At 35.6% G+C, this 23,736-nt stretch carries 23 protein-coding genes; 17 read left to right on the forward strand and 6 right to left on the reverse strand.

Annotated features, from left to right (window positions below; all coding sequences use genetic code 11):
- Positions 1 to 20: 20 nt before the first annotated feature.
- The 4 genes from phnE (NST49_RS04895) to NST49_RS04910 all read right to left on the reverse strand — a co-directional run bounded on the left by phnE (NST49_RS04895) (position 21) and on the right by NST49_RS04910 (position 3,763).
- Positions 21 to 830, reverse strand: coding sequence for a phosphonate ABC transporter, permease protein PhnE (phnE, locus tag NST49_RS04895; RefSeq protein WP_034537569.1), 810 nt, complete (start codon positions 828 to 830; stop codon positions 21 to 23).
- 12 nt (positions 831 to 842) lie between these two features.
- Positions 843 to 1,664: a phosphonate ABC transporter, permease protein PhnE gene (gene phnE, locus NST49_RS04900; RefSeq protein ID WP_051932691.1), complete on the reverse strand. Its 822-nt coding sequence runs from the start codon at positions 1,662 to 1,664 to the stop codon at positions 843 to 845.
- Positions 1,665 to 1,678: 14 nt separating this feature from the next.
- Complete coding sequence (phnC, locus tag NST49_RS04905; protein ID WP_341048668.1) at positions 1,679 to 2,464, reverse strand: phosphonate ABC transporter ATP-binding protein; 786 nt, start codon at positions 2,462 to 2,464, stop codon at positions 1,679 to 1,681.
- A gap of 240 nt (positions 2,465 to 2,704) precedes the next feature.
- Positions 2,705 to 3,763: a phosphate/phosphite/phosphonate ABC transporter substrate-binding protein gene (locus NST49_RS04910; RefSeq protein WP_341047347.1), complete on the reverse strand. Its 1,059-nt coding sequence runs from the start codon at positions 3,761 to 3,763 to the stop codon at positions 2,705 to 2,707.
- Between the two features lie 457 nt (positions 3,764 to 4,220).
- On the opposite strand from NST49_RS04910, the gene NST49_RS04915 reads away from it, so the two are divergent.
- From NST49_RS04915 to NST49_RS04960, 10 genes are all read left to right on the forward strand, one after another.
- Complete coding sequence (locus tag NST49_RS04915) at positions 4,221 to 4,859, forward strand: YdhK family protein (RefSeq protein WP_034537565.1); 639 nt, start codon at positions 4,221 to 4,223, stop codon at positions 4,857 to 4,859.
- Positions 4,860 to 5,122: 263 nt separating this feature from the next.
- The gene (locus NST49_RS04920; protein WP_023179126.1) at positions 5,123 to 6,745 is read left to right on the forward strand and encodes an alpha-glucoside-specific PTS transporter subunit IIBC; all 1,623 of its coding nucleotides are present in this window, start codon (positions 5,123 to 5,125) and stop codon (positions 6,743 to 6,745) included.
- A 29-nt stretch (positions 6,746 to 6,774) separates the two neighbouring features.
- Positions 6,775 to 8,118 (forward strand): 6-phospho-alpha-glucosidase, encoded by a 1,344-nt coding sequence (locus NST49_RS04925; RefSeq protein WP_251165701.1) that lies wholly within the window; start codon positions 6,775 to 6,777, stop codon positions 8,116 to 8,118.
- A gap of 87 nt (positions 8,119 to 8,205) precedes the next feature.
- Positions 8,206 to 8,397, forward strand: a complete 192-nt coding sequence (locus NST49_RS04930) for a hypothetical protein (protein ID WP_341047349.1) — start codon at positions 8,206 to 8,208, stop codon at positions 8,395 to 8,397.
- Between the two features lie 73 nt (positions 8,398 to 8,470).
- Positions 8,471 to 8,986 (forward strand): MurR/RpiR family transcriptional regulator, encoded by a 516-nt coding sequence (locus NST49_RS04935; protein WP_341047350.1) that lies wholly within the window; start codon positions 8,471 to 8,473, stop codon positions 8,984 to 8,986.
- A 1-nt stretch (position 8,987) separates the two neighbouring features.
- Positions 8,988 to 9,455 (forward strand): hypothetical protein, encoded by a 468-nt coding sequence (locus NST49_RS04940; protein ID WP_023179123.1) that lies wholly within the window; start codon positions 8,988 to 8,990, stop codon positions 9,453 to 9,455.
- A 456-nt stretch (positions 9,456 to 9,911) separates the two neighbouring features.
- On the forward strand, positions 9,912 to 10,835 hold the full coding sequence (locus NST49_RS04945; protein WP_023179121.1) for a 1-phosphofructokinase family hexose kinase: 924 nt from the start codon (positions 9,912 to 9,914) through the stop codon (positions 10,833 to 10,835).
- A 400-nt stretch (positions 10,836 to 11,235) separates the two neighbouring features.
- Complete coding sequence (locus tag NST49_RS04950; protein WP_187948504.1) at positions 11,236 to 12,489, forward strand: dicarboxylate/amino acid:cation symporter; 1,254 nt, start codon at positions 11,236 to 11,238, stop codon at positions 12,487 to 12,489.
- Positions 12,490 to 12,532: 43 nt separating this feature from the next.
- Complete coding sequence (locus NST49_RS04955) at positions 12,533 to 13,450, forward strand: ATP-grasp domain-containing protein (RefSeq protein ID WP_341048670.1); 918 nt, start codon at positions 12,533 to 12,535, stop codon at positions 13,448 to 13,450.
- Positions 13,451 to 13,618: 168 nt separating this feature from the next.
- Positions 13,619 to 14,248, forward strand: coding sequence for a PepSY domain-containing protein (locus NST49_RS04960; RefSeq protein ID WP_251165699.1), 630 nt, complete (start codon positions 13,619 to 13,621; stop codon positions 14,246 to 14,248).
- 301 nt (positions 14,249 to 14,549) lie between these two features.
- Here NST49_RS04960 and NST49_RS04965 read toward each other — a convergent pair whose 3' ends face one another.
- Complete coding sequence (locus tag NST49_RS04965) at positions 14,550 to 15,395, reverse strand: DegV family protein (RefSeq protein WP_023179113.1); 846 nt, start codon at positions 15,393 to 15,395, stop codon at positions 14,550 to 14,552.
- A gap of 151 nt (positions 15,396 to 15,546) precedes the next feature.
- Complete coding sequence (locus tag NST49_RS04970; RefSeq protein ID WP_251165698.1) at positions 15,547 to 17,190, reverse strand: peptide ABC transporter substrate-binding protein; 1,644 nt, start codon at positions 17,188 to 17,190, stop codon at positions 15,547 to 15,549.
- A 228-nt stretch (positions 17,191 to 17,418) separates the two neighbouring features.
- Between NST49_RS04970 and NST49_RS04975 the strand changes: the two genes are divergently transcribed.
- The 7 genes from NST49_RS04975 (at position 17,419) to NST49_RS05005 (ending at position 23,587) form a co-directional block, all read left to right on the forward strand.
- Positions 17,419 to 17,937 (forward strand): general stress protein, encoded by a 519-nt coding sequence (locus tag NST49_RS04975; protein WP_341047352.1) that lies wholly within the window; start codon positions 17,419 to 17,421, stop codon positions 17,935 to 17,937.
- Positions 17,938 to 18,043: 106 nt separating this feature from the next.
- Positions 18,044 to 18,550: a cysteine hydrolase family protein gene (locus tag NST49_RS04980; RefSeq protein WP_301426113.1), complete on the forward strand. Its 507-nt coding sequence runs from the start codon at positions 18,044 to 18,046 to the stop codon at positions 18,548 to 18,550.
- 199 nt (positions 18,551 to 18,749) lie between these two features.
- The gene (locus NST49_RS04985; RefSeq protein WP_341047354.1) at positions 18,750 to 20,078 is read left to right on the forward strand and encodes an ABC transporter substrate-binding protein; all 1,329 of its coding nucleotides are present in this window, start codon (positions 18,750 to 18,752) and stop codon (positions 20,076 to 20,078) included.
- A gap of 142 nt (positions 20,079 to 20,220) precedes the next feature.
- The gene (locus tag NST49_RS04990; protein ID WP_034537540.1) at positions 20,221 to 21,150 is read left to right on the forward strand and encodes a carbohydrate ABC transporter permease; all 930 of its coding nucleotides are present in this window, start codon (positions 20,221 to 20,223) and stop codon (positions 21,148 to 21,150) included.
- Positions 21,151 to 21,224: 74 nt separating this feature from the next.
- Positions 21,225 to 22,043: a carbohydrate ABC transporter permease gene (locus NST49_RS04995; RefSeq protein ID WP_301426173.1), complete on the forward strand. Its 819-nt coding sequence runs from the start codon at positions 21,225 to 21,227 to the stop codon at positions 22,041 to 22,043.
- Positions 22,044 to 22,096: 53 nt separating this feature from the next.
- On the forward strand, positions 22,097 to 22,720 hold the full coding sequence (locus NST49_RS05000; RefSeq protein WP_187948493.1) for a YesL family protein: 624 nt from the start codon (positions 22,097 to 22,099) through the stop codon (positions 22,718 to 22,720).
- Between the two features lie 198 nt (positions 22,721 to 22,918).
- On the forward strand, positions 22,919 to 23,587 hold the full coding sequence (locus tag NST49_RS05005; RefSeq protein WP_341048671.1) for a DUF421 domain-containing protein: 669 nt from the start codon (positions 22,919 to 22,921) through the stop codon (positions 23,585 to 23,587).
- Positions 23,588 to 23,736 lie beyond the last annotated feature (149 nt).

Below are 23,736 nucleotides of genomic sequence, written 5' to 3' on the forward strand. Positions count from 1 at the left end.
TCCTTTAAAAAATAAATGGGTCAACCCTTAATAAGTCTAGCTCTCATTTTATTTGAGAAGAACTCAACTAGCAGAATAAGTACAATCAAGCCAATGAGGATGGAACCTACTTCATTCCAACGATAAGAATTCATCGCAAAGATCAAAGGTGCGCCAATTCCTCCAGCTCCAACCAACCCTAATATTGTAGCATCACGTAAGTTCATATCAAAACGATAAATGGTAATGGATAAGAAATTAGAAAAGAGCTGAGGAATGATCCCGAAGCGGATTTTTTCAAAGGTCGTACATCCCATTGACGTCAACGATTCTAAAATGCTAGTATCTAAATCTTCGATGATATCTACATATAGTTTTGAAACCATACCGATAGAAGTAATAGACATCGTCAATACACCAGCAAATGGGCCTGGGCCAGTAATGCGGATAAACATCAGCCCATAGACTAAAGCTGGAACAGTACGAATAACAATGACAACTAAACGAACAACATAAGCAACTGGTGCTGGTACTACGCTTGGAGCCATAAGAAAGGCAATCGGGATAGCTAGAATTGCCCCGAAAATAGTGCCTAAAAAAGCAATACAAATAGTTTCAAATAATAAATAAAGGACACCGCTAGTGGTTAAGCCGAATAATAATTCAAGATCTGGATTCATAAGACCTTTAAAAATATTTGATGCAATGGTTAAGCCACTCTCATTCAAACTTTGTACTTCAATAGAAGAAACGGACCAAATAAAAGCTGCCAGTAAGATAGTGGCTATACTCATTAAGTAGAAGCCTTTTTTAGGTTCCTTTTCAAATTGATTTTCAATCATTTCAGACATCGGCTGCACTCCTTATTGTAATTTCTTTCTAAAATGTTCACTAGTTCGTTCAATAATAAAGACAGTAATAGCTAAAATCACTAAAATCATGCCTACGCTGGAATAATCACGCCATCCAAGTCTTTCATTTAAAAGCAAGCCAAGTCCGCCGGCTCCAACATAGCCTAGTATGGAAGCATAGCGAACATTTCCCTCGAAACAAAATAAAGAAGTTGAAAGATAAGTTGGCAAAATTTCCGGAACGATAGCGTAGCGAAAAGACTGAAGCCTAGTTAGGCCCATAGATTCTAGTGCTTCAAAAGAACCCATATCGATATTTTCAATTTGTTCGTACAATAGTTTTCCAATATACGATAAAGTGAATAAGAAAATTGCAATCGTTCCAGCCAGGGTACCTAACCCAAAAACAAAGGTAGCAATCAAAGCTGTTACTAGAGTAGGCAACGTTCTCAAAACACTCAAAATGAATTTGAAAATACCAGCTGTAAATTTGCTTTTGATAATATTTGAGGAAGCCAGCAAAGCAAAAACAACAGCAACTAGCGAACCAAGTAATGAACCCACTAAAGACATTTTGATCGTATCTAATAATGGTTTCCATATATTAGGTAAGTAATCGATGTTAGGCGGGATCATGTCATTTAGAATAACAAAAAATTCTTGCCAGCGATTTAAAAGAACACTAAAGCTAAAACCAGTCACATTTACCGAAATAACAAAACCGATTATGATCAAAATAAGGATAACAGGTGTTTTAGTTCTTTTTTCTTCAACGACTTTATTGTTAGCCAGCATAATTTTTTTAGGTGGAAATAATTTATCATAAATCGTCATTTTTTATGTCCCTCCTAAGATTGTGGTTGTAAAGTTGGATTTATGTTTAACTCATCTTGAGCTTGGACATCTCCATAAATGACATCTAAAATAGGCTGAGTAACTTCACTTGCTTTGCCATCATAAACCACTTGTCCTTGTCGAATACCAATTACTCGATCAGCGTATTCCAAAGCCAGTTCAACATGATGGATATTTAAAAGAATCGACATGTTCGTATCGTTATTTATTTTTTTAAAATCATCCATTACTTGTTTAGCGGTCACGGGGTCTAATGATGCAACAGGTTCATCTGCTAAAATAATTTCTGGTGACTGAGCAAGTGTACGCGCTAAAGCTACCCGTTGCTGTTGACCGCCAGAAAGTTGATCGACACGCATATACGCTTTGTCTAAAATACCGACTTTATCTAAAGCGGTCAAAGCAGTGATTTTAGTTTCTTTAGGAAAAATACCCAATACTTTTCTCCAATAGGGCAATTCAGGAACAGATGACATCAATACATTGTTTAAAACTGTTGTTCTTGTCACTAAATTAAATGATTGAAAAATCATTCCAACTCTTCTGCGGTATTGTCGGATTTCTTTTCCTTTTAAGGCACTGACATCGATATTGTTGACGATCAATTTACCGCTATTGATGTCATGCATACGATTGACGCAACGAATAAGAGTCGATTTTCCGGCACCGGATAAACCAATAATCGCTACAAACTCTCCTTGTTTAATTTTTAAGTTTACATTGCTCAATGCAGTTACTCCATTTGGGTACGTTTTATTTACATCAATAAATTCTATCACTGTTGTCATTAGTCCTTTCCAAAAATAAAACTATGAAGGAGTGTGACAAAAAGCGTTTAGACCCGAATCACTGGAGCGAATAAGCGCAGCATGGTCACTGACCATCGAGCATTATTCGTGAAGTGGACGTCGGGTCTGCTTTTTGGAACACGTTCTAAAATAATCATATAGGAAGGGACTAAGACTTTTGTCTCAGCCCCCTTCACAGCTTCATTTGGTTTATTTTAAATTAATGTTGAATTATTGAATCCCTAGATCTTGTACGATTTTTTGAGCGGCTCTTTCATCATCGTAATCGGCATCTTCCGTTACTTGGTAACCTTCGTGACTATAAACGGAGATCACTTCTTTTCCTTCTTCGGTTTCAGAGATGTTGATAAAGGCTTCTTGTAAAGCAGCTTTTAACTCTTCATCCATTTTCTCAGAGTTTTTGCTGACACTTATCGTGTCATTGTAAATGCCAGGAGTAACGCCGACTACGGCTGTTTCGTCCCAAATATTTTCTGTTCTTCCGTATTCTGAAGTCCATGTATCTTCATAATCTCTTCTGCCATCAGCAAAGGTAACCAAAAGGTCAACTTGTTCAGAAGCAAGACGTGCAAATGAACTTCCGTATGAATCAGCTTGAACTACTTTGTCTAAGTCTGTAATTGATTTTCCAAAATTTTCATTTAACCATAATGTTGGGTAAATATAACCTGCTGAAGAAGAAGAAGACATTACACTCCAAGAAGCACTGTTCATATCTTCAAAAGTTAATTCCTCGCCATTATTGATTTTAGCAGCTAACTCTTGTCCTTTTTCAGAAGGGCCTGCGATAATCAATGAACGGTAAGAGGTTACTTGCTCATCCGTTGGTTCAGTAGGAGCATTTTCATTCCAATCAGCTGGATTATCAGAGTCAATGCTTAATCCAGCTCTAGTAGAAGTTAAAATTACCTCAGCACCGTCATCGTATAATACATAAGTTCCGCCTGGTATAAATCCAACATCTAACGTCCCAGCTGAAAGAGATTCTCCAACAGCTTCATAGTTGGTTCCAACTGTGATGTCAACTTCTCCGATGTCATAACCTTGATTGGCCATTTCGTCAATCAACAAATCTTTTAATGGTTCTGTTGCAGTAACGATTTCTTCAGGATCTCGTGAAGGAACAAAGCCAACTGAAAGTGTATCGAGTTTAATTGTTCCATCTGTATTTGAAGCTGCCGTTTCGCTGCTGGCAGCTTCATTTCCACATCCAACCAATAGTCCCGCTAGTAAAGCTACTCCTATGTACTTACCAAACTTCTTGTGCATGTAATTAAATCCTCCTGTGATTTTGTATTTTGTACAAACGTTTAACACGTTTAGTATTATATCATTCGTATTATTTAAAAGATATCCTTTTTTTGAAATATATAAAATAAAATCGTTCGGTTATTTGATTATTTTATGAGAAGATATCAAGTAAATGAATTTCAAATAATGATTTAACATTTAACGTTAAAGTCAGTATAAAATACGAACGTTAATTTAAAATAGATTTTTTGTATTGTTTATGTAAACGATTGTGGTGCGATCTTAGTATGCGAGTGATATTCTTGACACCTTTATAGCAAGGGCATAAAGGCATACAGTAGAATAGTAGTATTTTTTTTTGAAGTTAAAATAATTGTTTTTAAATGTTGTTACTTTTACACTGAATGCGTAGAAATAGACTGATCGTTTAGTACTTTAGCAAGATAGTTTGAAAACTTGAAAGGATGGGGAATGAATGAAGAATAGAAAAATTTATTTAATGGTGGCAACTTTAGCTACAACTTTAACCTTAGCAGCATGTGGAACAGGAAATGAAGAAACTGATACAGCTTCTTCAGAATCAAGCAGTTCAACAAGCATGAACATGGATGACTCAAGTATGATGATGAGTTCTGATTCTAGTATGATGAGTTCCGAATCTGGCATGGATATGGAGAGTATGATGCATGACGATTCTGGTGAGTTACCAGATGGTCTTAAAAAAGCTGAAAACCCAAAATATGAAGTAGGGAGTACAGCCATTATTCAAGCCGATCACATGGAAGGAATGAAAGGTGCTGAAGCGACGATTGTAGGAGCTTTTGACACAACTGTTTATGAAGTTTCCTATCAACCAACGACTGGCGCAGAAAGAGTTGAAAATCATAAATGGGTCACTCAAGAAGAAATTGAAGAGGCAGGAGAGTCAGTTATTGCAAATGGTACTGAAGTAACTTTAGAAGCTGATCACATGGAAGGAATGGACGATGCGCCAGCAACTATTGAAGCTTCAAAAACAACAACGATTTATATGATTGATTACGAACCCACAACGGGCGGTGATACAGTTAAAAATCACAAATGGGTAACAGAAGATGAACTTTCTGAAGAATAGACAGTGAAAAATTAAAAATAGAATTAGAGCTTTAGATCAATGATGATTCATCTTGATTTAAAGCTCTTTTTTTGAGTTATATTATTGAAATAAGAGACTGCCACCTTATAAAATTAGGTGGGAAATTTCCCGAGAAATGGAAAAAATACCTATTAAGGAACGCTGATTTTTTTGAAGGGTTGAATATTGAACTGAAAAAAAGAGGATGGTATAGTCTGTATATGGAAGCGATTTCATAAAAAGAATAAGGAGATGAAAAGAAAATGATGCAAAAATTACAGCGGTTTGGCGGTGCGATGTTTACTCCAGTTTTATTATTTGCTTTCTCAGGTATTATATTAGCTATTGCTATTATGCTTCAAAATACATTAATTGTTGGAGATATCGCAACTGCAGGTACCATGTGGGCGAACTTTTGGTCAATTGTTGAATCAGGCGGTTGGACTGTATTCAATCAGATGGAATTGCTATTTGTGATTGGTCTACCTCTTGGATTGGCTAAAAAAGCTAGTGGAAGAGCAGCTTTAGAATCTGTAGTTGTTTATATGACATTTAACAACTTTGTTGGAAAAATTCTTGATCTGATGGGTCCAACATTTGGTGTAGATTTCACTCAAGAAGCCGGCGGAGACAGCGGGATAAAATTGATTGCTGGAATTAAAACATTGGATACCAATTTAATTGGTGCTATCTTAGTTGCTGCAATTGTTGTTTGGTTGCATAACCGTTTCTTTGAAACTAAACTACCAGATTTCTTAGGTATTTTCCAAGGATCTTCATTAGTTGTTATGATAGGATTTTTCCTTATGCTTCCTTTAGCCTTTTTAACAGCTTGGGGTTGGCCTATCATCCAAGGTTTAATTAGTTCAATGCAAGGTTTCTTAGCTTCATCAGGAACTCTAGGTGTATGGTTATACGTATTCTTGGAAAGACTGTTGATACCGACTGGGATGCATCATTTCATTTATCAACCATTCATTTATGGACCAGCAGTTGTAGAAGGCGGAATTACAGCATATTGGTTGAATAACTTAAGTGAATTTGCTTCATCAACAGCTCCGCTTAAGGAATTATTCCCAGCTGGTGGATTCGGATTGCACAATGTTTCGAAAATCTTTGCTCCTCTTGGAATAGCAGCAGCATTTTACGCAACAGCAGATCCGGCTAAAAAGAAAAAAACATTGGCTTTATTGATTCCAACAGCTTTAACTGCCGTTCTTGCGGGTATTACGGAGCCGTTTGAATTTACATTCTTATTTATTGCACCGCAATTGTTCTTAATACATGCAGCTTTAGCAGCCACTTTAGGAGCAACTGTTTATGCATTTGGTGTTGTAGGTGATGTAGGTAGTGGGTTAATTACGATGTTGACACAATTTATTATACCAATGTCGATTAATCATCTCGGAACAGTATTAACGTTGATTGGAACAGGTTTAGCGTTCAGTGTCATTTACTTCTTTGTATTCCGTTTTGCTATTTTAAAATTTGATATCAAAACGCCAGGTAGAGAACTAGAAGAAGACGTTAAAATGTATTCTAAAAAAGACTACCGTGAAAGACAAGCAAATGGAAAAACAGCTTCAGCAGGCGGAGCCTATGCAAGCAGTGCAGCTCATTATTTAGAAGGACTTGGCGGTACAGCCAATATAGCCGATGTGAATAATTGTGCTACAAGATTAAGAGTATCCGTAAAAGACGAAAACCTTGTCAAAGAGGATAGTTTCTTTAAAGCAGCAGGTGCTCATGGAGTCGTTCGTAAAGGAAAAGCATTCCAAATTATCGTTGGACTGGATGTCCCTCAAGTAAGAGATGCTTTTGAAGATGAAATGAAAAGGAATGAAGTTTTAGCAGATACTGATAGTCAAACAGAACCAATGGTTTAATAATAAGAAAATTAGAGGAGAAGATAAATATGACTTTAAAAAAACAATCAATTTTAGTAGCAGGTGGCGGAAGCACATTTACACCGGGGATCATTATGATGTTATTAGAAAACTTAGAAATATTTCCGATTCGCCAAATCAAGTTTTACGATAATGATGAGGAAAGACAAAAACAAATTGCAGATGCTGTAGAAATTGTTTTGAAAGAACGTGCTCCAGAAATTGAATTTTTAGCTACTACTGATCCAGAAACAGCTTTTACTGATATCGACTTTGTAATGGCTCATATTCGTGTAGGGAAATACGCGATGCGTGAGCAAGATGAAAAAATTCCTTTGAAATATGGTGTTATTGGTCAAGAAACATGTGGACCAGGCGGAATTTCTTATGGGATGCGTTCAATCGGCGGAGTATTAGAATTGATTGACTATATGGAACAATACTCACCAAATGCGTGGATGTTGAATTATTCAAATCCAGCAGCAATCGTTGCGGAAGCTACACGCAAATTAAGACCAAACAGCAAAATCATCAATATTTGTGATATGCCGGTTGGGATCGAACATCGTATGGCTGAAATTTTAGGATTGAAGAGCCGTAAAGAAATGACTGTTCGTTATTATGGACTAAACCATTTTGGCTGGTGGACAGATATTCGCGATAAAGACGGCAATGATTTAATGCCCGCTATCAAAAAATACGTTGCAGAACATGGATATGTTACTCCAGGTGAATTAGAAGGTATTCCAGGTGAAGACATTGAACCGAGCTGGATGCACACATATGGCAAAGCAAAAGAAACATTTGCTTTGGATCCAAATACTTTACCAAATACGTACTTGAAGTACTACTTGTTCCCGCAAGATGAAGCTGAAAAAGCCAATCCTGAATACACTCGTGCAAATGAAGTAATGGATCACCGTGAAAAACAAGTATTCTCTGAATGCAACCGTATTGCAAATATCAAAACAGCCGAAGATGCAAAGTTAGTTACAGATGACCATGCTTCTTATATCGTTGATTTAGCTAGAGCGATTGCGTATAACACACGTGAAAGAATGTTGCTGATCGTACCGAATAATGGAGCAATCGCTAACTTTGATCCAACAGCTATGGTAGAGATTCCTTGTATCGTTGGTTCAAATGGTCCTGAAATGATCAACCAAGGAGAAATTCCTCGTTTCCAAAAAGGATTGATGGAACAACAAGTAGCCGTTGAAAAATTAGTCGTTGAAGCATGGGAAGAAGAATCATACCAAAAATTATGGCAAGCACTGACTGTCTCTAAAATTGTGCCAAATGCTCGTGTAGCTCGACAAATATTAGATGACTTAATTGTAGCTAACAAAGGTTACTGGCCTGAATTAAAATAATCATATGCTATAATAATGTATACGAAAAAATGGAGAGATAAATGGCTCCATTTTTTTGTACATTGTTAATAGCAGGGAGAGATTTATTTGGACCTAGAAGTACTCGTTAATCAACATTACCAAGAACTAAATGAAAATGATTTACAAATTATATCATACGTTATGAAACATAAAAATAAATGCCAAACGATGCCTATTGTTGAATTGGCAAAAAAAACACTTACTTCGAAATCATCCATTGTAAGGTTGGCAAAAAAAATTAGGTTTTTCAGGGTTTAGTGAATTCAAATACAGTTTAAAAAACGGTTCCGAACAATTGAAAATAAATGAGGAACAAGTGAGTTTCAGCTCAATGCAAAGTGTAGATAGTCAAGCAACTTTAAAGTTATTCAATCAAACCGATTTATCACCTATTTTAAAAGAAATCCATGCTGCTAAACGTATTTTTTGTTATGGCACAGGTTGGGGACAAAGAGATGTTCTATCTGATTTCAGACGAAATTTTGTACCATTAGAAAAGTTTTTCATTCTTCTTTCTGCTCAAAGAGAGTTGCAAATGGCCGCAGCGTCGACTATCACAGAAGACGATTTATTGATTGTTTTATCATTAAGTGGCGATATCCAAGAAGTTAAAGACGAGATGAACATGCTTAAACTGAAAGGGATTCCCATTTTATCGATCACTAACTTAAGAAACAATAATTTAGCTTCTATGGCGACCCATAACCTTTATTTTCAAGCAACACCAATCGTATTGAATGGAGAAGATATCTTTTCTTTCTTATCGCTTTTTCAAGTCACCGATTCTTTATTTAGAGCGTATCTGGATTATTACCAACAAAATAAAATTGAAAGGCAGGAACACTAAGATGAAACAAAGTTTATCCAGCTTGCAAAGTAAGTTTGAGCCATTTTTCTTTTTACGCGGTTATTTAATTTTAGCACCGGTTATCTTTTTTGTTTACTTTGCTGTAAACGCTAGTTTAAGCGGAGAAACTTTTTCAGTTTATTTAACTAGTCAGCCTATGAACCCTGTAATGTTGTTGATCGCATTGCTTTCACTATTTTGGTTTGTTGTTTTATCAGCTGCACAAAACCAAATTAGCCAGAAAGTTTGGAAGGGAACAGTGCTAATTTTTATCTTCAGCAATTTACTGACTGGAAATATCGTGTCTATTATTTTAGGCTTGATGACTATAAAACAAAATGTGGAGCTGACAGTTGCTAAAGAAGGAACGACACCTCATTTAGCAGTCATACTTTTTACTATCAGCGGGTTTTTAGCATTGTTATCTGCATTCGTTTGTTTTGCTTTTATTAGACTGTCACTGATTTAAGTGTCATAGAAAAAAGACTAAGACAACAATTTAGCGATTTAAGAAAGTTCATTGTGAAAATGCAATGAACTTTTTTGTCTTTATACAAGTAATCAAGCACAATTTTGGATATAAGAGGTCCTTTCATTCCTTTCACGACAACTAAACGACGCTGCACGAATAAATGGAGGATAAAAAGCTTTCTCACACTTTCGTGCAACTGTTCTGGTTGGAACAGTGATAACCAAAAAGATCGTCACTGTTTCGTCAAAGCAATTTGCACGTTCACGTTAAAGTGAAGCAGAAAAAAGAACTCACTCCTCCAAGCACGATGGGAGCGGGGATAGGAATGTGCTTTTTTTCTTGAAATCGTTAATAAAAAGCTTGGTTGTGTAAACGATTTAGTTAAGTGCTATAATGAATAATGTAACAAGTATTCGTAGTACATTAGCGGCTTCTATAAGAGGAGGATATCACATGATTTATACGATTACGTTAAATCCAACAATTGATCGATTGTTGTATCTTGAAGACGAATTAACAAAAGAAAAAAACAATCGTTTGGAAAGTATTGCTTATGATTTAGGCGGAAAAGGCCACCACGGTTCCTACGCTATGAGTAAGTTAGGAGTAGAAAATCTGGCATTAGGATTTTGCGGAACCACAAATAAAAGTAAACTTGAAAAGATATTAGAAGAAAAGGGCATTAATCATGACTTTGTGGACATTTATGGTAAACCCACTAGAGAAAGTTATGTAATATTAGAAAAAAACATCAGCGGCAGTATCTTGATCACAGAGCGGGGATACGCTGTTTCGAGTTATGACAAGTCTCTATTGTTTGATAAAATTGAAGAAAAAGTTGAAGCTGAGGATACGGTGTTGATTGCAGGTTCAATGCCGCCTGGTTTTGAGATCACTGATTTAGAAAAATTGTTAGAACTATTGAAAGGTATTGGCTGCTTTATTGCTTGCGATCTTTCAGGTGAAGCGTTGAAGACAGCAGTAAAAGCAGGCGTGAATTTTATTAAACCGAATCGATTTGAGATCCAAGAACTTTCAACCCAAGGAGAATCTTTAGTAGATACCGTTAAAGAATTAACGAAGACGATCGAGTATGTGATCGTTTCTCAAGGTGGAAAAGGCAGTTTGTGCGGTCATGGAAATGAGTTCTATCAAATTGGCGTTCCTACAGTTGTTGTCGTAAATGATACCGGTGCTGGTGATTGTTTTGTAGGTTCATTTTTAGCAAGTTTGGCACAAAAGAAATCATTTGTTGACGCGTTGACCTTAGCCACAGCTTGTTCAGCTAGTAAAGTCCAACACAAAGACAGTACTTCATTTAACGTCAGAGATGCACAAAATTTACAAAAGAAAGTAACGGTAGAAAAAGTAGGATAATCAACATGCAAGAAAGAACTTTTGAAAGAAAACGTTGACAGTGAAAAAGTACATTGTTACAATGAGCTTACTTTAAACGCGTGAGCGCTCACCGTTAGAGAAAAACAAACTAAAACAAGAAGGAGGAAGCGAATATGAAAAAGATGAATTGTCTAAACGTGTTGTGTTGTCCATGTTGTATGAACCACTCATGTTATCAGCAATCATCTTTTCGTAGGGCTTCTTTCTGACTAAATAAGTAAGGGTCAGCTCTATAGTTTATTCCAAAAGAACTAAGTGCCTGTTTAGGTTGTTTAGGGATTTTTGTCAATAATAATAAAGATGGATCGTCTGTGCATGAGTGTAAGTTGCTCATGCACTTTTTTTGTACTTTTTAATAGAATCGGAGGAATAGAAGACCATGAAAACGAAGAAAAAATGGATCAAAAAGCCCAGTTTAACGATACAAGTCCTGATAGGGGCTATGGCTGGTATAGTGGTAGGTTATTTTAGCAAAACGGTAGGACTTCAATTGGAAATTTTTGGAACGATTTTTATGAATTTAATTCAAATGATCATTATACCGCTTATTTTCCCAGTCATTATTTTAGCTATCGTCAACATCAGTGATACTAAAAGTTTTGGGAAAGTAGCGGGAAAATCTTTTGTGTACTTTTTTTCGGTCACTACAGGGTTGATTATTCTGAGTATCTTAGCCGGAAAATGGACAGCTATCGGCAGTCATTTTGAAGCGGGAAACATGACGACTGAATCGCTTGACGGTATTGCCAGCGGGATTGATTTTCAAACCTTTTTCTTGAGTATTGTACCCAGTAATCTATTTCAAGCTTTCGCAGATGGCAACCTATTGCCGATCCTCTTTTTTGGCGTCTTACTCGGATTGGCTTTAGTCTCAATAGGAGAAAAAGCTCAACCTGTTATTTCGTTCTTTGAATCATGGTCTCAAGCCATGTTTAAAATGATTGACTATGCGATTTCCTTTGCGCCTATTGGAGTATTCGGCTTTCTAGCTTACGATATAGCAGCTTATGGAATCGGAAACTTATTTTCATTAGGCCAATTTGTCCTATTTACGTATGTAGCATTTGCAGTTGTCGTTTTTGTGATTTTTCCCATTATAGCTTGGCTATTCCATATACCTTACTTTGCTTTATTAAAAACTATTGGAGATCTTGTCCTAGTCGTATTTACGACTGGAAGTTCAAGTGTCGTTTTGCCTTCTTTGATTGATCGACTAAAGAAATATGGGGTGTCGCCAGCAGTTTCTTCATTTGTTACACCACTAGGCTATTCATTTAATTTAAATGGAGCATGTGTCTATATTAGCTTAGCAACTATGTTTATTGTTAATATGTATGATGTAACGTTAGGGTTAGGAGAAATTATTGCATTAGTCTTATTCTTAACGATTGTTACCAAAGGGATCGCAACTGTTCCATCAGGAGCGGTCGTAGTGTTACTAGCGGCAGCGACGCAACTTGGCTTGCCGGCTGAAGGAGTGGCTTTGATGGTTTCAGTAGATTTCTTTATCAATATGGGTCGTTCTGCAGTTAACGTGATTGGAAATGCATTAGCGCCAGTTATTATTGCTCAGACAGAAAAAGAATTGGCTTACGGTAAAACACGGGTACAAATGGCAAAAGAACTGAAATAGACAGCTAACTAACAAGAAAAAAATAAACTAGCACAGGGAGCAGATAAACGTGAAAAAAATTTATATTATACATGAAAATAATGATTGGACAAGACATTTAACAGCACGATTAGATGAGCTAAAGGCTCCTTATGAATTATGGGATTTATCTGATGGCATGATTGATATTCAAGAAGAACCTCCAGAAGGAATTTTTTATAATCGAATGAGTGCTTCCTCGCATACTCGCGGACATCGATACGCTCCTGAATTAACGGATAATCTTTTAACGTGGTTGGAAAGCCATCATGCGGTGGTCTTTAATGGGACTAAAGCCATCGAGTTAGAAGTAAGCAAATTGAAACAACATTTAGCCTTACAAAAATATGGAATCAAGACACCAGAGACTTATGGAGCTGTAGGGAAAGAAAACATTCTTAAAGCAGCTGAAAAGTTAAATCAATTTCCTTTTATCATTAAACACAATCGTGCTGGAAAAGGTCTTGGAGTTCGATTGTTGAACTCTATAGAAGAGCTAAAAGCTTACGTTGAGGGTCCTGAATTTGAAGACTCAATTGATGGCATCAGTCTGATACAAGCATACGTTAAACCAGCTGATGGGACGATCGTCCGTTCCGAATTCATTGGCGGAAAGTTCTTTTATGCTGTAAAAGTCGACTCAAGTGATGGGTTTGAATTATGTCCAGCAGACAGCTGCCAAATTGGTGATGTGCCAGTAGCGAATAAATTTACGATCATTGATTCATTGCCAAATGAACAGATTGAACAATATGAACAATTCCTTAAAGGACAACACATTGATGTAGCAGCCATTGAATTCATTTTTGATGTTAACGGACAAGCTCAGGCTTACGATGTCAATACAAACACCAACTATAACGCTGATGCTGAAAAAGCAGCAGGAAAATATGCTATGTTGGAGTTGGCAAATTTCTTGAAATCAGAATTAGAAAAAAGATAAAGCCTATAAGGATCTTTTTTAGAGTAAGGTAAATAAGAATTGTGTTCAAAAATACCAACTTAAATTAGGGTACAAACTACGCCTTAAGCCTGATTTTTAGTTTTTAAGAGGCAGAATTTTAGGAAGATTTCTTTTAATTTGTTATTATATCAGTAAGGAGATGATGATATGTTAACTAAATTAAAATTAGGATTGGTTAGTGGAAGTGCATTAATATTGTTAGCCGCATGTAGTACAGAAACACCAAATGAGGAAGCACCTGCTTCGACATCTGAATCTGAGGCAACTAGTTCAATGGAAAGTTCTTCAATGATGGAGTCTGAAAGCTCTAGTTCTGTAGCATCTTCAGAAAATTTTGAAGGAAAGAGTTTTTCAGTAACCTATGAACAAGCAGTTGCTGATTTCCAAAAAGCTTATCCGGATGCAGCAATCTCTTCAGTTGATTTTGACAAAGATTTTGGTGAATATACATTTGAAATCAACGGATTTGATGATACTCAAGAAATTGAATGGGAAGTCAATGCAGAAACCGGGGAAGAAACAAAAAACAACACAGAAAAGAAAGATTCAGACTTTGATGATCAAGAGTTAATGACTGATGATGTAATGGCTATTGATGAATTGATTGCAAAAGCTGAGGAAGAAGCACCTAATGCTACGATGGTTTCTTGGAATATAGAGGCAGATGATGATACAAAAATTCCGTTATTTATCGGTGAATTTGAAGAAGGAAATAATGAAGTAGATGTGCATTTAAATGCTGAAACTGGAGAATTCTTATCTGTAGAAAATGACTAAAAGTTAAAAAAATGTGTTCCAATAAAAATGTAAAAACAATTTTAATAAAATCTCAAAAACGCTGAATGAAACATACCAGCTTTTTTGAGGTTCCATATTTATTTTAAGGTGTCTTTCAAAGATTCATTTTTTTGATTATATTTGGACAGAAACAGCAGATGCTATATATAAAATGAGTCAATGAATTTCATTCGCTTAATAATTAAGAAGCAAATTTTCGACTCTTTTTCTACATTAAAAAGCCAATCCATTCCTATTACTTTAGGAATGGATTGGCTTTTATTATAGGACTGAATGTCAGTTACTTTTCTAATAAGAACTGAACAGAAATAGCTTCTGGACCAGCATGCGTCATAACACTAGGACTGGCATAAGAAACCATTGGTTCAACATGTGGAAAGGTCGTTTTTAACATGTTTAAAATGGTAGTCGAATAGTCGCTCATACCCACATGAGTAAAACCAATCGACATGACTTTTTTAGGTGCATCATGAAGTGTGTGACAGATTTCTTTATAGCGCTTCACAATGGACTTCGTTCCACGTCCTTTAGAATCTGAATGAAGTTTTCCATCAGTCATTTCTAAAGTAGCTTTGATATTCATTAACGAAGTAAATTTGCCCATAGTTTTACCAATTCGACCGCCTTTTATCATATTTTCAAGGTTGGCAATACTGATATAAAGAACAGTTCTTGATCGTATATCTTCTAAATGATTTAATAGTTCTTCCATTGAAGAAGCATTGCTAGCAAATTCAGCTGCAGCAAGCACTTGAAACGCTTGTCCGCGAGCACAAAATTCAGAGTCGATAACAGTTACTTTTCCATTAGCTAAACCGGCAGCTTGATGAGCAGAGTGGACGGTTCCACTTATGGTTTCGGTTACATGTATAGATAACACTTCACTTCCATCAGCCGTTAACTGGTTATAAGCATCTAAAAATTTCCCAACAGGCGGTTGAGAAGATTTTGGCAATTCAGGGGATTGTTTCATTTTTAGTAAGAACTCTTCGTTTGATAATTCAATATCATCATGGTAGGTTACGTTATTGATCATAGAAGATAATGGAACTATCGTAATACCATAACGAGTTATTTCTTCATTAGTTAATTCAACTGTTGAATCGGTTACAACTTTTAATTTCATCAAATAAGCTCCTTAAATAAGTTATTCATTTAGTATAAAGGAAAACCCTTAAGAAAAGTATAAATTATCAATAATCACACTATCTATGCAAAAAAACAACCTTTTTCATTATGAAAGAAGGTTGTTTTTTTAGACTGATTTAATAGTTAAACTAGTCTTTTTGTGCTTCATCGATAGAAGCATATTTGAAGCTGCGGCTACCGAAAACCGGACGGTAAATGTCTTTTACAAAAGGTTTTTCAAGATAAGCTTCCGCTGTTTGGTATATTGGGACATCAACATAATGTTCACCCAAAGCTACTTTTTCAATTTCAATTAACGTGTTCCATCTTGCTAAAGCATCATCGTATTCTTGGTTGCTTTGATCAACAAGTGCGTCAATGTCTTCAAATGAATAATTACCACGATTAATATCGGTATCAAAACGTTCAACAAAGTTTATTGGATCAGCAAAGTCAGCTAACCAATAAGAAGTAGCGATTTGGTAATTTCCAGACTTGATATTATCTAATCTAGAGTTATCAGGCATTTGTCGAATATCGATCGTTAATCCTGGCAGATTATTTTGCAATTCACTTTGTAAGAATTCGGCTAATTTTTTGCTGTCTTCAGAATCAGATGTCGTCAACTCCAATGAAAAGCTATCTGTTCCTAATTCATCTAGCCCTGCTTGCCAAGCTTCTTGAGCTATTGCGACATTGTACTCGACTACATCACCTGCATCCTCACGAAAGTCAACACCTGTCTCGGGATTTTTAGATAATCCATTAGGGACGTGGCCGAAAATTGGATGAGAACCATTTAAGAGAACATTATCTGTGAATCCTTGACGATTAATGGCATAAGTTAGCGCTTTGCGGATATTTTCATTCGCTAATTCGGGAACTTCATGATTCACTTCAATGTAGTAGATCCAAGCCTTATCATTTGTTTTAAAATCTGTATTTTCAGTATATTGAGCAACAAAATCACCAGAAAGGGAAATAGAATCTAGTTCGCCAGATTCATATAGATTAAGTCCGGTTCCAACTTCTTTGACGACTTGTGTATCAATTTCGTCTAACTGAACAGTATCTTTGTCCCAATATTCATTGTTTTTTAGGTATTTCCAAGAATCGCCTGAGGCAGAATCCCATTCAGCTAAAGTAAAAGGACCATTATAAATAGCGTTCTCAGCATTCAAGCCATAATTTTCACCTTGTTCCATTACAAAAGCTTCATTTTGTGGGAAATAACATGGAATCGTTAAAACATCAAGGAAATAGGGTACAGGTTTTTCTAACGTTACTTGCAGGGTCTTTTCATCAACTGCTTCAACTCCAAGATCAGCAACAGCATTTTCACCATTTAAAATAGCTTCAGCATTGTTAACGATTCCTGAAAATAAGTAAGCATACCCAGAACCATTTTCCGGGTCCACCATTCTTTTCCAAGCAAACACAAAATCATCTGCAGTAACCGTATCACCATTTGACCAGTTTGCATCGTCACGAATCGTAAAAGTGTAGGTCAATCCATCTTCTGAAACTGCCGGCATCTCCATTGCATTTCCTGGCACTAGATTTCCATCAAGGTCGTAGGTCATCAGTCCCTCAAAAACATTATTCATCGGCGTAAAGTTAGTAGTAGATATTGTCGTATCCATTGTATCCATTTCTGATTCAGCTGATAAATTTAAAACTTGCTTTTCTTCGTCAGTGTTCTGGCTGTCACTCTCATTATTGTTTCCACAGGCACTTAATACGGCAAAAGAAGCAAGGGTTAGCAATCCAAGTTTATTAAAGTTCTGTTTCATATCGTTTCTCTCCCTTAAAAAGCATCGTCTAATTTTTCTATACCAATTTCATCGTTTCCTTTATATTGTATCACTTTAAACTGTTTTTTGAATAGGAATTTATCCTAGACCCGCCCAATAGAGTTTCGAAAGAAAATTTTATGAAGAGCAAAAAGCATTATCTTTGGAAGCGTTTGTTTTATTTGTTATGATAAAGACAAATAAAAATTGAAAGGCGTGAATAGACAAATGAAAAAAATTCAAGGTGCATATCCTACGATTGAAGAAACAACCACAAAAGTTGAACAACTTTTAAAAGAAGGTTATCGATCAGATAACATTACTGTAGTTGCAAGTAAAGAAAATATAGAAGCGATTCAAGGACAGACCTTAGCAGAAGTTGAAGCTGTTACAACTGAAGAACAGTCAACTTCGGTATGGGATAAAGTGAAAAATGTTTTTTCAAATGAGGAAGACAGTCCACTTGGAAAATATGGTTTTGATAAGGAAACAACACAAAAATACACTGATGCCATTAAAAACGATGAATTTGTGGTACTTATCGATGATGATACTCAGCAAGTAGATGATGATCAAAAAGCTCAACCAATCTTTGTTGCTCCAAATGCGAATACTACGGCTCCAGGTTTTGGGGTAAATCCGATTATTCCAGGAGTAGGACCAACACCTGGATCAGCAAATAATGACTCTAATGGTGATACACTTGCAGATCCTCATTTACCAAATATAGAGGATCATCCTAAGTAATGAATTGATCCAGCAATAGAGCGAAAAAATGGTAGATTAAGTCGCTAAAAAAGTTACACGAAATGTGTAGCTTTTTTAGTGTTCAAGTAAAAAAGGAGGAGATAACATGCTTTTTGTAATCGATATGCAAAATGATTTTGTAGACGAAAAAAAAGGGGTCCTTTCAGTGAAAAATGCTGAAAAGTTAGTACCCAAGATAATCCAAGAAATAAAAGATCAAGAAAAAAAAGGTGAACCAATTTATTACACACTAAATCAACATGAGCTAGAAGATGATAATCGTTCAGATGAAGAAAAAAAATGGGGTCTAGAACTTTTCGGGCCTTTAAAAGAAGCTTTAAAAAAACATCATGCGCTTAAAAAGAAATTTCATTCCATTTCGCCTGAAGATGCAGAAGAATTAAGAAATCAATATGAAGATGATCCTGATCGAATCATTGAATTTGTCGGTGTTGAAACGAATGTGTGTGTATTGTCTAATGCCATTATGTTACACAATTCTTTCCCACTTGCTACCATCAGTGTATTGGAAAATGTGTGTGTAGGATCTACTGAAGAATTGCATAAGGAAACGCTAGATGTATTAAAAAGCTTAAAAATAGAGGTCCATTGATTTTCTAGAAATAGGGGTAAAAATAGAACAGGTTTGGAGTCTATGAATAAAACTTTCAAAAAAGGCTATTAGTTGAATACTTCGAAACTATAGTATATTATTTGTGGAGAGGCGCTGTTATATAAGTGTTGATAACGGTTGCGTTAGTCAGTATCATTTGGCAAAAAAAGGACAGAATGTAAAGGAAGGTTGGTAAGGGATGAAGAAAAGAAAACGATCATGGCTATCACTAAGTTTGATAGCAGGAACTGCACTTATATTAGCAGCATGTGGTAATGGAAATGAAGGATCAACAACAGAAAATAGTGATGGGAAAACGACTTTAGAATTTTGGTCATTTTGGGGATCTGGTCCTCGTCGTGAAAAAATTGAAGCAATTATTGAAGACTTCAATGCTTCGCAAGATGAAATCGAAGTCGAGCATGTTTACCAACCTTGGGGAGACATATGGACAAAATCATTAGCGTCGATTGCCGCTGGAGATCCTCCTGATGTTATTGTTCAAGACATTAATTCAATTGAACAACGAGCTGATGCACAGCAAGCAATCAATATTCAAGGGTACTTAGATAAAGAAGATGAAGATATTCAATCACGTTTTTACCCTCAATTATGGGACACAGTCCTTTATGAAGACGAAGCTTATGCGTTGCCATTCAATACAGATACACAAGTCCTGTTCTACAATAAAGACTTATTTGAAGAAGTTGGCTTAGATCCAGAGAATCCTCCTAAAACTTGGGAAGATTTAGAAGAATATGCAAGAGCATTAGATAAGAAAAACGGCGATTCATGGGAACGAATTGGGTTCTATCCTTTATGGAACCTAGGTACAGATGTATGGGCATTAAATGCTGATAACGGGACTAGTTGGTTTGATGACAAAGGAAACGTAGCCATCAATACTCCTGAAAAAGTCGAAGCTCTTGAGTGGGTTATGGAGTGGCAAGATTATTATGGCCAAGATACTATCAATACGTATGAAGCAGAATTTGGCTCGGGAGTCTCAGATCCATTCATTTCTGGATTAGTAGGTATTCGAGCACAAAACATCAATTATTATACTGAATTACTTGAAAATGCACCAGAAGATTTTAATTTTGGTGTAGTGGCTTTACCTGAACATGAAGAAGGTTCTGGCAATTGGTCATGGGGCGGTGGATTTGGATTAGAAATTCCATATGGAGCAGAAAATCCTGAGGCTTCTTATGAGTTTATGAAATACTTGACTTCAGATGAAGTACAAGAAGAGTTTGGGCTGAATAGTTTTGATATCATGGCAAATAAAAATGCCAATGAAAATTTAACAACACATCCAGATTTAGATGAAGAAGGCCAAATGATTTATGAATTGGCAGATAAGAGCCTTGAACAGACTGTTATTACACCAGTTCCATTAACAGCTCCAGATTTTTCTTCATTAGTAAATGAACAAATCGATGAGGCTTTGCTTGGAAATAAAACGGCTGAAGAAGCCTTAAATGATGCTCAAAAGTCTGTTGAAAGCCTTGTTGAACAAAATAAATAATGGATAAAAAGATAAAATAACTATTCAAAAAAGCAAGTCAGCTTTTTTGGCTTCTATTCTAGAAAAATCATTTCGATATGTAAAGGGGGCTGGGATATTTGTCCCAGCCTTTTGTTTATTTTTATAAGGAAGAGGTGACACAATGGAAAGGTTAAAAAAGAAAAATAAATGGTCAAAGAAGCAGAAAAAAGAAGCGTTGTGGGGATTCCTTTTTGTTTCACCATTCATTATTGGTTTTGCTATTTTTATGCTTGGACCCATGCTGTTTTCTTTCATCGGAAGTTTTACCAATTATAATTTAACCTCCAAAATGGATTATATTGGAATGGATAATTTTAAAAGAATGTTTACCCAAGATGACCTTTTTTGGAAATCACTTTATAATACGGGCTATTATGTGCTATTTAACGTGCCTCTTACAGCTATAGGAAGTGTTTTATTAGCAGTATTATTAAACCAAAGAGTCCGTGGAATCTCTATTTTTAGAACAATTTTTTACTTGCCAGCTATTTTATCCGGAGTAGCAGTGTATGTTTTATGGATGCAGATGCTTTCTCCTTCATCAGGATTAGTCAATGTGGTATTGTCTTGGTTCAGTATCGATGGACCTGCATGGTTGTTTGATCCGAATTGGACAAAACCGGCACTGATTTTAATGAAACTGTGGAGTGTAGGTGGAGCAATGCTGCTTTACTTGGCTACTCTGCAAAATGTTCCGAATCAGTTATATGAATCAGCAGAAATAGATGGAGCTAGTGCATTTGCACGTTTCCGTCATATTACATTACCAATGATCACACCAATTATTTTTTATGATGTGGTTACTTCGACAATTGGAGCTTTTCAAATCTTTCAAGAAGCCTATGTTATGTCAGAAAGTGGAACAAATGGTCCAGCAAATTCCTTACTGTTCTATAATTTACACATGTGGAATAAAGCCTTTGTAGCTTTTGATATGGGTTACGCGATGGCTATGTCGATGATTCTTTTTGTAATTGTATTGAGCTTAACGTTTATCAATATGAAATTAGCCCCTCGTTGGGTACATTATGGAGGAGGGCGAAGCGAATGATTGAGTCAACATCTTTAAAAGAAGCTGAAGCAGTACCTAAAAAGAAGCATTTTCGAAGCAGAAAAAGACAAAAAATGATTGGAAAAATCATCACATACATTCTTTTGATTGGAATAAGTATTATTTTACTAGCTCCCCTGCTATGGATGGTCTTTACTTCATTGAAACCGATGGAAGAAGTGGTACAATTTCCACCGACTTTTTTCCCTGAAACATTTCAATGGTCGAATTATACCGATACGATTCAGGCTTTTCCATTTTTTCAATACATGAAAAACACTTTATTTATTACCTTTTTTGTAGTTCTTGGAAATGTTGTATCTAACTCATTTATTGCATATGGATTTGCTAAAATTTCTTTCCCTGGGAAAAAATTCTTGTTTTCTTTAGTATTGGCTACTATGATGATTCCAGGATTTGTGACTATGATCCCCCAATACATCTTGTTCACAAAAATTGGATGGGTAGGAACTTACTTGCCGCTTATTGTCCCATCATTTTTCGGAAGTGCATTTAACATCTTTTTAATGCGTCAGTTTTATCTGTCTATCAGTGACGAATTGATTGAAGCTGCTCAAATAGATGGAGCTAATCATTTATTTATATGGAGCCGTTTGATGGTGCCTTTAACTAAACCTGCATTGATTACGATTGGCATCACTTCGTTTAATGGAGCTTGGAATGACTTTCTTGGTCCATTGCTATATATTCATGATGAAGATATGTACACATTGCAAATCGGGTTGAAGTCTTTCCAAAGCCAGTCGTCTACTCAATGGAACTATTTAATGGCCGGTGCAACATTGGTAATGATTCCAACGGTATTATTATTCTTCTTTGCTCAAAAGTACTTTATTCAAGGAATGGATTTAACAGGTGGAACAAAAGGGTGAAAATTTAAAACAACAGTACATCTTAATAGGGATGAAAAGAAAGGTAGTTAAGAATGAAAAAATTTGATTTAACAAATAGTGTAGTTGAAGGAACAGAATGGTTTTCACGCTTAGCTATTGTGAATTTGATATGGCTTTTGTTTTCCCTACCTATTATTACACTCATTCCAGCAACTGACGCGTTATTTCAAGTAACAAATGACTGGTCTAACGGAAAAACAAACAAATCACTGTTTCGTACGTTTATGTACTATTTTAAACAAAACTTTTGGAGCAGTTTTAAGATTGGATTGCCAGTTTGCATCATTATGTTTATTTTATTTTTAGATAGTTGGTTTTTAAATACCCAGATGACCGCTACAGCAGGCATACAAATCTATAAATACGCTCTTTATACTTTTGGCATATTATTTGGATTAACTTCTTTATACAGCTGTCCATTATCAAAAAAAGTGAATGTATCTGTATCTCGCCTTTTTTTAACAGGTATGGTACTAATGGTCAGTCAACCACTGATCAGCTTATTATTGCTGATCAGTATCATTGTTATGGCAATAGTCTTATTGAAATGGCCAGCACTAGCTTTCTTTTTTTCAGTCAGCGTACTAGCTTGGCTAGCGACGCTTGCAATGGAAAAAGCGTACAAAAAAACAGCAAATAATACAGTTAAAGAGTAAAAAAATAAAAAGTCTAAAAACTGTTTTAGGCTTTTTATTTTGTGCTAAGGTTAACTAATCAATAAAATGGACAATTAAATTAAGTACGATAGAATTAGAATGAAGCCGATGAACAAGAGTAGAAAAGGTCCGCTAGAGATTAAAAAAGTTGAAAAGTAGATACAGTACTTAAAAAAACATAGGAGGGAATAAGAGATGATGTTTCTGCAAATAGCGTCCAAGTTGGTCGTTGGTTTAATAGGGTTACTATTAGTTACACGTCTTTTAGGAAAAAAAACGTTGTCAGAAATTACTCCGTTTGATTTGATTTATACTCTCGTTCTTGGCGGAATCTTAGAAGAATCACTATATGACGATAAAATAAATATTTTGCATTTTTTATTCGCAGTTGCGTTATGGGGAATAATGATTTATTTCTTGGAATCGGTTGTACAAAAAAAGGATAAAATAAATACATTCATAAAAGGAACCCCTTCTGTTTTGATCTATGATGGAGAACTGAATTTATTAGAAATTAAGAACAATCATATTGAAATGGAACAATTAAGATCTATGCTGAGAAGTCAAAATTGTTTTTCTTTGAGAACCGTTAAATATGCTGTTTTAGAAATAGGCGGCTCTATCAGTGTAATGAATAAGTCAGAAGAAGACGAAGAATTTTCTTATTTATTAGTTGATGAAAGTGTCATAGAAATAAAAACATTACAGTCTATTGGGAAAGACAAAAAGTGGTTGATTGAAAATTTAAAAGAAGAAGGATATCAAAACCTTGAAGAGATTGTTTATGCTGAATGGTCTTCTAAACAAGGTTTATATGTAAAGACTTACCAACAATCAGAAAAAAAACAAATTAAACTAGAGAATTGATCATTTGTTAGTTGCTTGAAAATTCTAAATAAGATAAAAAGCTTCGCTGCAAAATTGGCAAAGTTTTTTGTCTTATTTACTTTTAAAAAGGAGTTAAAAAGAAGGTTATTTTAATAGTATAGAAGCTGAGGATATGGTAATCTTTTTTT

The organism is Carnobacterium sp. FSL W8-0810 (genome assembly GCF_038007125.1).
Classification (GTDB): domain Bacteria; phylum Bacillota; class Bacilli; order Lactobacillales; family Carnobacteriaceae; genus Carnobacterium_B; species Carnobacterium_B inhibens.